12 protein-coding genes are annotated in these 11,560 nt (G+C 64.5%); 5 read left to right on the top strand and 7 right to left on the bottom strand.

Annotation, left to right across the window (positions count from 1 at the left end; translation table 11 throughout):
- Positions 1–32 precede the first annotated feature (32 nt).
- Complete coding sequence (locus tag J5M73_RS23385) at positions 33–434, bottom strand: DUF4440 domain-containing protein (protein ID WP_207167243.1); 402 nt, start codon at positions 432–434, stop codon at positions 33–35.
- Positions 415–1,782 (bottom strand): MFS transporter, encoded by a 1,368-nt coding sequence (locus J5M73_RS23380; protein WP_115581825.1) that lies wholly within the window; start codon positions 1,780–1,782, stop codon positions 415–417. Before J5M73_RS23380 ends, J5M73_RS23385 begins: the two co-directional genes overlap by 20 nt.
- An 83-nt stretch (positions 1,783–1,865) precedes the next feature.
- Between J5M73_RS23380 and J5M73_RS23375 the strand changes: the two genes are divergently transcribed.
- Together J5M73_RS23375 and J5M73_RS23370 are read left to right on the top strand one after the other, a co-directional pair.
- Positions 1,866–2,771: a LysR family transcriptional regulator gene (locus J5M73_RS23375; protein WP_207816239.1), complete on the top strand. Its 906-nt coding sequence runs from the start codon at positions 1,866–1,868 to the stop codon at positions 2,769–2,771.
- A gap of 85 nt (positions 2,772–2,856) precedes the next feature.
- The gene (locus J5M73_RS23370) at positions 2,857–3,981 is read left to right on the top strand and encodes a GNAT family N-acetyltransferase (RefSeq protein WP_115581827.1); all 1,125 of its coding nucleotides are present in this window, start codon (positions 2,857–2,859) and stop codon (positions 3,979–3,981) included.
- Between the two features lie 16 nt (positions 3,982–3,997).
- On the opposite strand, the gene aqpZ is transcribed toward J5M73_RS23370, so the two are convergent.
- The 5 genes from aqpZ to J5M73_RS23345 form a co-directional block, all read right to left on the bottom strand.
- Positions 3,998–4,696 carry an aquaporin Z gene (gene aqpZ / locus J5M73_RS23365; RefSeq protein ID WP_102861680.1) on the bottom strand — a complete coding sequence of 233 codons (699 nt, stop codon included), beginning with the start codon at positions 4,694–4,696 and terminating at the stop codon, positions 3,998–4,000.
- A gap of 350 nt (positions 4,697–5,046) precedes the next feature.
- Positions 5,047–6,879, bottom strand: a complete 1,833-nt coding sequence (locus tag J5M73_RS23360) for an ABC transporter ATP-binding protein (protein WP_102861681.1) — start codon at positions 6,877–6,879, stop codon at positions 5,047–5,049.
- A 91-nt stretch (positions 6,880–6,970) separates the two neighbouring features.
- Complete coding sequence (locus tag J5M73_RS23355) at positions 6,971–7,534, bottom strand: peptidylprolyl isomerase (RefSeq protein WP_102861682.1); 564 nt, start codon at positions 7,532–7,534, stop codon at positions 6,971–6,973.
- A 3-nt stretch (positions 7,535–7,537) separates the two neighbouring features.
- Positions 7,538–8,341: an alpha/beta hydrolase gene (locus J5M73_RS23350; protein ID WP_207816238.1), complete on the bottom strand. Its 804-nt coding sequence runs from the start codon at positions 8,339–8,341 to the stop codon at positions 7,538–7,540.
- Between the two features lie 30 nt (positions 8,342–8,371).
- Positions 8,372–9,295, bottom strand: coding sequence for a LysR family transcriptional regulator (locus tag J5M73_RS23345; RefSeq protein WP_102878799.1), 924 nt, complete (start codon positions 9,293–9,295; stop codon positions 8,372–8,374).
- Positions 9,296–9,344: 49 nt separating this feature from the next.
- On the opposite strand from J5M73_RS23345, the gene J5M73_RS23340 reads away from it, so the two are divergent.
- The 3 genes from J5M73_RS23340 (at position 9,345) to J5M73_RS23330 (ending at position 11,526) form a co-directional block, all read left to right on the top strand.
- Positions 9,345–9,659, top strand: coding sequence for a 3-phosphoglycerate kinase (locus J5M73_RS23340; RefSeq protein ID WP_102861685.1), 315 nt, complete (start codon positions 9,345–9,347; stop codon positions 9,657–9,659).
- 158 nt (positions 9,660–9,817) lie between these two features.
- Positions 9,818–10,417 (top strand): FMN-dependent NADH-azoreductase, encoded by a 600-nt coding sequence (locus J5M73_RS23335; RefSeq protein WP_102861686.1) that lies wholly within the window; start codon positions 9,818–9,820, stop codon positions 10,415–10,417.
- Positions 10,418–10,662: 245 nt separating this feature from the next.
- On the top strand, positions 10,663–11,526 hold the full coding sequence (locus tag J5M73_RS23330) for a carboxylate/amino acid/amine transporter (protein WP_102861687.1): 864 nt from the start codon (positions 10,663–10,665) through the stop codon (positions 11,524–11,526).
- The last annotated feature ends 34 nt before the right edge of the window (positions 11,527–11,560 follow it).

Genomic DNA, 11,560 nt, shown 5'->3' with positions numbered 1-11,560 from the left:
GCGGGGCGCGTGCCGCGCCTCGGGCAAAGGGCTCAGGGGCAGGCGGTTTCGTGCAGGTACAGCCACTGCACCGCATCGTCCTGGACCCGGATGATCGCCAGTGACAGGCGCGAGGTCTGGCTCTGGTCCAGGCAATGGGTTTCCTTGTAGCGGATCGCCGCGCTGTGGCCTTCCTGCCACAGGCAGTGCAGATCGCTGACGATGATCTCCAGCCCGGCGCGGGTGCCCAGGGCACCGCGAAACAGCTGCTCCACCTGTGCCCGGCCAACCAGGGCGCCGCTGGTGGTCACCATCTGGAAATCCTCGGCGAACAACGGCAGCAGTTGCTCGATGCAGGCCGCGCCATCCCCCCGTTGATCGGTGAAGACACGGTGAATCAGTTGATGAATCCAGTGCACGCTGTGCTGTGCCTGTTTAACGATCGAGTTGGGCATGGGAGGCCTTTTGTGGAGTGAGTCTGCCGAGGGCCGGCAAGGGAAGCAGGCCGGCCAGGGCGGCCAGCAGCAGGGTCAGGTGATAGGCCGCGACAGCGTCCAGGTACCTGAGCAGGAGGTTGTAGAGCATCAGCAACAAGGCCGCGCCAAGGCTGAAGGCCAGCTGCCGGTTGATGTTCCAGATCACGCTGGCCTTGTGCGTGTCGCTGCCGCTGAAGTCCAGCAGGGCGGTGGTCTGGGCGGTGTTGGCGCCGGCGCCGCCGCCAAGGCCCATCAGCAGGTAGGCCAGCATGATCAGCGGCAGGTCGGATGTCGCGTTGACCCAACACAAGGTGGCGATGCCGGCGCTGTGCAGCACCAGGGCGATGGCGAACAGCCGCGGGGCGCCGATGCGGTGGTAGTAACGCCCGCAGGCCAGCATCGCCAGCAGGGCGCCGGCGGCATACAGCAGCATGAACATGCCGCTGTGTTGCGCGCTCAGGTGCAGGCTGTCCTGCAGAAAGAACAGGCTCAGCAGGTTGACGCCGGTGAAGACCCCGGGAATCGCGTGGTAGATGCCCACCGACAGGCCGAGGCGGGGATTTTTCAGCAGGTGCAGATCGACGATGGGCTGTGGGCAAGCCTGGCAGTGCCTGCGGTACAGCGCGGCCAACAGCAGGCCGGCCGCGAGGCACAGCAGGGCCTGATGGGCCGGGTAGCCGCTGCCGTACAGCGACATGCCCAGCAGCAGGCTGCCCAGGCTGGCGCTCACCAGCAGCAGGCCGCGCAGGTCCGGTCGGGCCGGATGCGCTGTGCGTTCGCTGCGGACCCAGCGCCAGGACAGCAGCGCCGCCAGCAAGGACAGCGGCAGGCTGGCGAAGAACACCCAGCGCCAGGAACTGTGGTCGACAATTGCACCACCCAGGGTCGGCGAGAGTGCCGGGGCCAGCAGTGCCACGGCCATGATCAGGGTCGAGATGCGCGCCCGTTGCGGGCCCTGGAACAGGTTGAAGGTCAGGGCTTGCCCCAGGGGAATCAGCAGGCCGCCGGCCATGCCCTGCACCAGTCGCCAGAACACCAGCCACCTGAAGTCGTCGGCCAGCCCGCAGAGCAGGGCCGCGCCACTGAACAGCAGCATCGAGGCGCTGAGGATCTCCCGGCTGCCGAAGCGTCCTGCCAGCCAGGTGCTGATGGGAATCACCAGGGTCAGGCCGAGAATGTAGGCGTTGGCCACCCAGGCCACGCTGGCGCTGGAGACCTGCCAGTGCGCGGCGATGCTCGGCAGGGCCACCGCCGACATGAAGATGTTCACGCAGTCGATAAAGAACCCGAGAAGAAATACCACCGCCACTTTGTATCTGTAGGTCATGCCGCCTCCGTTTTGCCCGCAGCTTAGGGAGGCTGGGCGGAGACTGTCGAGGTACCTATACTTGACGCATTGTTTAACAGGATTTGACAGTGAGCGAGACCTTTCACGGCCAACTGCACCGGGTGCAGACCTTTCTCGCGGTGGTGGACTTTGGCTCCTACACCCGCGCCGCGCAGTACCTGGGCATCAGCAAGGCCATGGCCAGCCTGCACATCAAGGCGCTGGAGCAGGCCCTGGCCAGTACCTTGCTGATCCGCACCACGCGGCATATCGCCCTGACGGAAAGCGGGCAGGACCTGTATGACGAATTCAAGGGGATTGTCGCCAATATCGATACCGCCTTTGACAACGTGCTGCACGGACGCAACCGGGTCAGCGGCAAGTTGCGCATCAGCTCCACGGCGGAGTATGCAGAGACCTTCGTGCTGCCGATCCTGCCGTTGTTCACCGCGCGCTACCCCGAGGTGCGCCTGAGTTATCACTTCAATTCGTCGTTGAATGACCTGGTGGCGGAAAAGCTCGATCTGGTGATTCGCCTCGGCCACCTGGCGGACTCGGGGTTCAAGGGGCGCAAGCTGGGGGACTACGGCATCGCCCTGGTGGCCAGCCCGGATCTGCTCCAGGGCCAGGAACTGGCGCAGGCCGAGGATCTCTGCCGCTTGCCGTGGATCGGCAACAGCAATCTGGCGGGGCCGCCTTGCTGGACTTTCAATCATCCGCGTCGGGGCGAGGTGGAGGTGCGGGTCAACCCCGGGCATGAGTCCAATTCGGCGACGGCGATTCGCGCCCTGGCCCTGGCCGGCCTGGGGCTGGCGGTGCTGCCCGAATGGCTGGTGCTCGACGACCTGGCCAACGGGCGCCTGGTGCGGGTGCTGCCGCCGTACAGCCTGGCGCCGCAGCCGGTGCATGTGCTGTTTCCCAACAGCGCCCACTTGCCGCGCAAATCCCGGGTGTTCATCGATTTTCTCGCCGAACACCTGGGGCATTGAGGGGGGGCAGGGTGCTGGCGGTTTCGGTGAGTCCGGGGATGGAGGATACTCGCCGGGTCGTTCGATCTGAATTCCGGGGACCCCCATGCCGCTGCAATCCTTGAACAGTCTGTCTGCCGTCGATCCTGTGCAATGGGATGGCCTGCTCAAGGATGGGCAACCCTTTGTCCGTCACGCCTTTCTCAGTGCCCTGGAAGACAGTGGCAGCCTGGGCCCGCGCTCCGGTTGGCAGGCCGAGCACCTGCTGCATGTAGAAGACGGCCGGCTGCTGGCGGCCCTGCCCAGCTATCGCAAATGGCACTCCTACGGTGAATACGTGTTCGATCATGGTTGGGCGGATGCCTGTGCGCGGGCCGGGATCGACTACTACCCCAAGCTGCTGACCGCGGTGCCGTTCAGCCCGGTGAGCGGCGCGCGGGTGTTGGCGGCGACCCAGGCGGACGCCTTCGAGCTGCTGAAAAGCCTGCCCGGTTACCTGGAGATCGAAGGGCTTTCCAGCGCTCACATCAACTTCACCGACGACTTCAGCGATCAGGCCCTGGAACAGCAACCGGGCTGGTTGCAGCGCCTGGGCTGTCAGTTCCACTGGCAGAATCGCGGCTACCGGGATTTTCAGGATTTTCTCGACGCCTTGAGCTCGCGCAAGCGCAAGCAGATGCGCAAGGAGCGCGAACAGGTGGCGGGGCAGGGCTTTGATTTCCAGTGGTTCGAAGGCCATGAACTGGACGAGGCACTGTGGGATTTCGTCTATGCCTGCTACGCCAACACCTATGCGGTGCGGCGCCAGTCGCCCTACCTGACCCGGACCTTCTTCAGCCTGCTGGCCGAGCGCATGCCCGAGGCGATTCGCGTGGTCCTGGCCAAGCAGGGCGGGCGCCCGGTGGCCATGGCCTTCAGCCTGGTGGGGGGCGACAGTTTCTACGGCCGCTATTGGGGCTGCCTGGCGGAGTTTGACCGCCTGCATTTCGAGACCTGTTTCTATCAGGGCATGGACTACGCCATCGCCCAGGGGCTGCAGCGCTTCGACGCCGGGGCCCAGGGCGAGCACAAACTGATTCGGGGCTTCGAGCCGGTGATCACCCGCTCCTGGCACTACCTGCGTCACCCCGGGCTGAATGCCGCGGTGCAGGATTTTCTGCATCGGGAGCGGGTCGGGATTCGCGCTTATGCCGAGGAGGCGAGGGACGCCTTGCCCTATCGGCAGGCGTGATCCTCGCCGCCGTTGCTCAGCCGTCTTCCTTGCCCAGCCAGCGGTAGAGCACGGCGCCGATCACTGCGCCGAGGATCGGTGCCAGCCAGAACAGCCACAGTTGCTGCAGGGCCCAGCCGCCGACGATCAGCGCCGGGCCGGTGCTGCGGGCCGGGTTGACCGAGGTGTTGGTGACCGGGATCGAGATCAGGTGGATCAGGGTCAGGGCCAGGCCGATGGCGATGGGCGCCAGCCCCGCCGGGGCGCGTTTGTCTGTGGCGCCCAGAATGATCACCACGAACATCCCGGTCATCACCAGTTCACAGACAAACCCCGCAGCCATTGAATAGCCGCCGGGGGAGTGCTCGCCATAGCCATTGGAGGCCAGCCCCGAGGCCAGCTCGAAGCCGGGCTTGCCGCTGGCAATGAAATACAGCAGCGCTGCGGCGATGGCCCCGCCGATGACCTGCGCCACGATATAGGCCGGCAGCTCCCTGGCCGGAAAGCGTCCGCCCACCACCAGGCCCACGGACACGGCGGGATTGAGGTGGCAGCCGGAAATATGGCCGATGGCGAAGGCCATGGTCAGCACCGTCAGGCCAAAGGCCAGGGCGACGCCCAGCAGACCGATGCCGACATTGGGAAACGCCGCCGCCAGCACGGCGCTGCCGCACCCGCCGAGAACCAGCCAGAAGGTCCCGAGCAATTCAGTCATGGAACGTTTGAACAAAGACATGAGTGATTCCTTGATAGGTCAACCTATCAACGCGATACAACTGTTATGCATCCCGCGGGTTAACTGCAGGTTCTGTCCCGGAACCTAGGCTCAGTACAGCAGGCTTTTGGCGCAATTCCAGCCCGCAAAAAAACGCCAGGGCCCCTGGAAACAGGGCCCTGGCGTCGCGAGGCACAACCTTCTGCACCTGATTGCAACCTGTAGCCGCTGCCGCAGGCTGCGACCGAGTCCGCAGGACTCGCAAGGCGATTACCACGATTGACCAGGCAAACCGCGGATGCAGGTTCTGCGGCCCCTGCGGTGCCGATCGCAGCCTGCGGCAGCGGCTACAGATCAGTCGCGGCCGCCGGTCAGTCGATGCCGACGAATCCTCCAGTCTGGTGCTGCCACAGGCGCGCGTACAAACCACCATGGGCCAGCAGTTCGGCGTGGGTGCCGGCTTCGGCAATGCGCCCCTGTTCCAGGACGATCAGGCGGTCCATGCGGGCGATGGTGGAGAGACGGTGGGCGATGGCGATTACGGTCTTGCCCTGCATCAGGGTCTCCAGGCTTTCCTGGATCGCCGCTTCCACTTCCGAGTCCAGGGCCGAGGTGGCTTCGTCCATGATCAGGATCGGCGCGTCCTTGAGCAGCACCCGGGCAATAGCGATGCGCTGGCGCTGACCGCCGGACAGCTTGACCCCGCGTTCGCCAACGTGGGCATCGAAGCCGGTGCGGCCCTGGGCATCGGACAGTTGCGGGATGAACTCGTCGGCCCGGGCCTTGCGCACCGCTTCCCAGAGCTCCTCGTCGGTGGCATCGGGGCGGCCGTAAAGCAGGTTGTCACGGATCGAGCGGTGCAGCAGCGAGGTGTCCTGGGTGATCATGCCGATGCGCTCGCGCAGGCTTTCCTGGGTCACCTCGGCGATGTTCTGGCCGTCGATGAGGATCTGTCCGCCCTGCAGGTCGTAGAGGCGCAGCAGCAGGTTGACCAGGGTCGACTTGCCGGCCCCGGACGGGCCGATCAGGCCGATCTTCTCCCCGGGACGGATGTCCAGGTTGAGGTCGCTGATCACCTTGTTGGCCTTGCCGTAATGGAACTCCACATGCTCGAAGCGCACGCCGCCCTTGGCCACGGCCAGCTTGGGCGCCTGTTCGCGGTCGGTGAGTTGCAGCGGCTGGGCGATGGTCTTGAGGCCGTCCTCGACCATGCCGATGTTCTCGAAGATGCCGTTGATCACCCACATGATCCAGCCGGACATGTTGACGATGCGGATCACCAGACCGGTGGCCAGGGCGATGGCCCCGGCGCTGATCAGCGACTGGCTCCACAGCCACAGGGCCAGGCCCGTGGTGCTGACGATCAGCAGGCCGTTGAGGCTGGTGATGGTCACGTCCATGGCGGTGACCACGCGGCCGGCCAATTGGCTTTTCTCGGTCTGCTCGGCGATGGCTTCGCGGGCGTAGCTCTGTTCGAAATGGGTGTGGGCAAAGAGCTTGAGGGTGGTGATGTTGGTGTAGCCGTCGACGATCCGCCCCATGAGTTTGGAGCGGGCGTCGGAGGCGTCCACCGAGCGCTTCTGGATGCGTGGCACGAAGTAGCGCATGGCACCGATGAAACCGGCGATCCACAGCAGCAGGGGGATCATCAGGCGCCAGTCGGCGTCGGCGAACAGCACCAGCGAACCTATGGCGTAGATGGTCACGTGCCACAGGGCGTCGATCACCTGCACCGAGGAGTCCTGCAGCGAATAGCCGGTCTGCATGATGCGCTGGGCGATGCGCCCGGCGAAGTCGTTCTGGAAGAAGTTCAGGCTCTGGCGCAGCACGTAGCTGTGGTTCTGCCAGCGGATCAGGCTGGTCATGCCGGGGTTGATGGTCTGGTGCATCAACAGGTCGTGCAGGCCCACCATCAGCGGCCGGAACAGCAGGGCCACCACCGCCATCCAGGCCAGCTCCAGGCCGTGGTCGGTGAATACCTGGACGCTGGGCGTGCCCTGGGCCAGGTCGATGATGGTGCTCAGGTAGCTGAACAGCGACACCTCGATCAGGGCCACGAACAGGCCCACCACCAGCAGGGCGACGAAGCTGGGCCAGACTTGCTTGATGTAGTGGAAGTAGAACGGCAGGACCCGATTGGGCGGGGTGGCGCTGGGGGCGTCGCGGAAGATATCGATCAGTTGTTCAAAACGACGAAAGAGCATGGGGGTCTTGAAGCCCGGGGTGCGGGCTCTCCTGTTCTGAAAGCGGACGGGGCGCCGGGTAGGGCGCCGCCGTCGGGACAGGCTGGCGGATTCAGTCGATGCGCTTGGCCGACTTGATCAGCACCGGGTCCACAGGCACGTTCTGCATGCCTTGCTTGGTGGTGGTTTGGGAATTGACGATCTGGTCCACCACGTCCATGCCGCTCACCACCTTGGCGAACACCGCGTAGCCGGCATCGCGGCCCGGGTCGAGGAAGGCGTTGTCGGCGACGTTGATGAAGAACTGGCTGGTGGCCGAGTTGGGGTTGGAGGTGCGGGCCATGGACAGGGTGCCGCGAACGTTATGCAGGCCGTTGGAGGCTTCGTTCTTGATCGGGTCGCGGGTGTCTTTCTGCACCATCTGCGCGGTGAAACCACCGCCTTGGGCCATGAACCCCGGGATCACCCGGTGGAAGATGGTGTTGTTGTAGAAGCCGCTGTCGACGTAGTCGAGGAAGTTCTTGCTGGAGATCGGTGCCTTGACCGGGTCCAGTTCGACTTCGATCTTGCCGAAGCTGGTGTCCAGCAGGACGTGAGGCGCCTTGGCCGGTTGGGCGGCCATCAGGTTGGCAGCGAACAGCACGGAGCCGGCGACGAGGGCGATTTTTTTCAGCATGGTTCAGTGATCCTGAGTGGTGGTGTCGACTGTGGTTATGAAGTCCAGCAGGGTGTGGTTGAAGCGCTGCGGCTGGTCCAGCGGCGTGGCGTGTCGGGAGTCCTCGATCACCACCAGCCGTGCATCCGGCAGCAGTTTGACATAAGCCTCTTTGACCGCCACCGGGGTGTAGTCGCGGTCGGCGCTGACGACCAGGGTTGGACAGGTGATCCGCCCCAGACGTTCCTGCACTCCCCAGCCGACGATGGCGTCGAAGCTGGCGAGATAAGCACGTTTGTCGTTTTTTGCCCAGCGCTCGGCCATCTTTTGCCGCAGCTCACCCTGCTCCGGCTTGGGAAACAGGCGTGGCCCCAGGGCCTTGCCGATGGCGGCCGGGCTCAACACCCGGGCCAGGCTCCAGCGCTTGAACCACTGCCAGTAGTCATTGGCGCTGCGTAGCTTGACCTCGGGGGCGCTGTTGACGATGCACAGGCTCTTGAGCAGTTGCGGCTGATCCACCGCCAGTTGGAAGCCGATCATGCCGCCCATGGACAGCCCGGCGTAGTGCGCGGGGCCCAGGTTCAGGTGCTCGATCAGCGCCACGATGTCGGCGCTGAAGCCCGGGATGCTGTAGCGCTCCCGAGGTTTGTCGGAGCGTCCGTGACCGCGAATGTCCGGGATGATCAGCCGGTAGCGGGCCGCGAGCTCGGGGATCTGTTTTTCCCAGTCCAGGGCGCTGGAGCCCAGGCCGTGAACCAGCAGCAGGGGGTCGCCCCGGCCGTATTCCTCGTAGTGCAGGGTGCAACCTTCATGCTCGAAATACGCCATGGCAGAACTCCTGTTCTGGTGGGTGGGACGTCAGGCTTGCTCGGGGGCGGCAAAGGGCGCATCCAGGGGCGCGGTGTCGAAGGTGCGCAGCAGTTCCACGAGGATCTGCGTGGCCGGCCCCAGGGGTTTGTCCTTGTTGGAATAGAGGAAGAAGGTCGGATGGCGGCTGCCGCCCTGGTCCAGGGGCAGGACCTTGAGCAGGCCTTCGCGCAGCTCCCGTTCGATCAGGTGCCGGGGCAGCCAGGCAAACCCCAGGCCGCTGCTGACGAAGGTCGCGGCGGTGGCCAGGCTGCCCACGGTCCAGCGTTGTTCGGCGCCGAGCCAGCCCACATCCCGCGGCTGCTGGCGACCGGAGTCGCGGATCACCACTTGCAACTGGCTTTCCAGGTCCTGGAAATGCAGTTCCCGTTGCAGGCGGTGCAGGGCGTGTTCCGGATGGGCCACGGCGACGAACTCCACCGAACTCATCTCGGTGCCCAGGTAACCGGGAATGTTGAAGCCACTGATGGCCAGGTCGGCCACGCCTTCGAGCAGCACTTCCTCGACCCCGGACAGCACTTCTTCGCGCAAGCGTACGCGGCAGCCACGGCTTTGCGGCATGAAGGCGGTCAGGGCGCGCACCAGGCGCGCATTGGGGTAGGCGGCGTCCACCACCAGTCGCACTTCGGCTTCCCAGCCCTGTTCCATATGGTGGGCCAGGTCTTCCAGCTGGCTGGCCTGCTTGACCAGTTGCCGGGAGCGGCGCAGCAACACGCCGCCGGCTTCGGTGAGCACCGCCTTGCGGCCATCGATGCGCAGCAGCGGCACGCCGAGCTGGTCCTGCATGCGCGCCACGGTGTAGCTGACCGAGGACTGCGAGCGGTGCAGGGCTTCGGCGGCCTGGGCGAAGCCGCCGTGATCGACCACCGCCTGCAGGGTGCGCCATTGATCCAGGGTCACGCGGGGCGCTTTCATGAGGGACTCCTCTTGTCCTAAGCTGGCGCTCCTTATTGGAGACTGCCGAATGAGAAAATTCTGTTGTGTGTTGCTGGCGCTGTTGCCCCTCTGCGCCTGGGCCTATCCCATCGATGTCGAGAAGCAGTTGAACGGCCAGAGCATCGACTACACCACCTTCGATACCGATGAAGACATCGGCTCCATCCAGTTGAACAACTACGGCAAGAACGACGCCGTGTGTTCGGTGGTGTTTCGCAATGGCCCCGAGGCGCCCCGCACCCGCAAGGTGGAAGTGGCGGCCGGCAAGAGCAAGAACGTGACCGCCAAGTTCAATCGCAAGATCATCAAGCTGCGCCTGGACCTGAACTGCCAGGCCAAATGATGGACTCTGGGCCGGCCCGGCGTACTGCGTTAGGGCTGGCTCCGCTTATAAACGAATTTGTTGATTGGTTATAGCAGTTATTTGCGCTTTTTCATCGATATCACTCTGTTTAATCTGCGCTCCATCGACTTACGCATACCCCGATGGAGGCTTCAGCCATGTCCCGCGTCCTGATCATTGAAAGCAGTGCCCGCCAGCAGGATTCCGTATCCCGGCAATTGACCCAGACCTTTATCCAGCAATGGCAGGCCGCTCACCCCGGCGACTCGATCACGGTGCGTGACCTGGCCCGCAACCCGGTGCCGCATTTGGACGCCAACCTGTTGGGAGGCTGGATGAAACCTGCCGAGCAGCGCAGCGCCGCCGAGCAGGAGTCGCTGCAGCGCTCCAATGAGCTGACCGAGGAGCTGCTGGCCGCCGACGTGCTGGTGATGGCCGCGCCGATGTACAACTTTGCCATTCCCAGCACCCTGAAAGCCTGGCTCGACCATGTGCTGCGTGCCGGGGTGACCTTCAAGTACACCGACACCGGGCCCCAGGGCCTGCTGACCGGCAAGCGTGCCTACGTGCTCACGGCTCGGGGCGGCATCTACGCCGGCAGCAGCGCCGATCACCAGGAACCCTACCTGCGTCAGGTCATGGGCTTTATCGGTATCCACGACGTCGAATTCATCCACGCCGAAGGTCTGAACCTGGGCGGCGACTTCCACGAAAAGGGCTTGAACCAGGCCAACGCCAAGCTGGCCCAGGTGGCCTGAGCCCCGTCGGGCGAAGCGGCGCTGCAAGATGGGCGCCGTTAATCCGCAGATAATCCGCCGGTGTTCAAGTAGCGCCTGCGGATCCCCTTCAAGCCGGTTCGCGCATCGAACCTCCCTTTGCACTGGTTGCTCCTTCAGTGCCGACGCCCGATTGCACGCTTAGCGAGATCGGGCTTTTTTTTGCCCGGGATTTCATCTGCGCGGGCAAAACCGCTATCGTCGCCGCCATTCAAGACGAGGCGAACATGGGCTATCTACTTTTTGTCACTCTGATCCAGGCGTTTTCCTTCAGCCTGATCGGCGAATACCTGGCCGGGCATGTCGACAGTTACTTTGCGGTGCTGGTGCGGGTGCTGCTAGCGGGGCTGGTGTTTCTCCCGCTGACCCGCTGGCGCCGGGTGGAACCGGCCTTCATGCGCGGCATGCTGCTGATCGGGGCCCTGCAGTTCGGCATCACCTACGTGTGCCTGTACCTGAGCTTTCGGGTGTTGACGGTGCCGGAGGTGCTGCTGTTCACCATCCTCACGCCTTTGCACGTGACCCTGATCGAAGACGCCCTGAACCGGCGCTTCAACCCCTGGGGGCTGCTGGCGGCGCTGGTGGCGGTGGCGGGCGCGGTGGTGATCCGCTACGACAGCGTCAACCCGGACTTCTTCATCGGCTTCTTGCTGCTGCAACTGGCCAACTTCACCTATGCCGCCGGGCAAGTGCTGTACAAGCACCTGGTGGCGCGCTACCCCAGCGACCTGCCGCATTACCGGCGCTTCGGCTACTTCTACCTGGGGGCGTTGCTGGTGGTACTGCCGGCGTTCCTGCTGTTCGGCAAGGCCCATTACCTGCCTGATGCGCCGCTGCAATGGGCGGTGCTGCTGTTTCTCGGCCTGGTGTCCACGGCATTGGGGATGTACTGGTGGAACAAGGGCGCGTGCCTGGTGACCGGCGCCACCCTGGCGGTGATGAACAACTTGCATGTGCCGGTGGGGCTGCTGGTCAATCTGCTGATCTGGAACCAGCATGAAGACCTGGGGCGCTTGTTGCTGGGCGGGTTGGTGATCCTTGGGGCGGTGTGGATCAGCCGCCGCGGCTCTACGGTGCTGGCGACTCGCTGAGGCAGCGATCCAGGGGCTGGATGCTGGCGGCGCT

Origin of the sequence: Pseudomonas sp. 50_B, from assembly GCF_017491625.1 — a bacterium.
GTDB lineage: Bacteria > Pseudomonadota > Gammaproteobacteria > Pseudomonadales > Pseudomonadaceae > Aquipseudomonas > Aquipseudomonas danubii.
The sequence above is the reverse complement of the archived record's forward strand: the minus strand, read 5'-3'. Positions and strand labels throughout refer to the sequence as shown.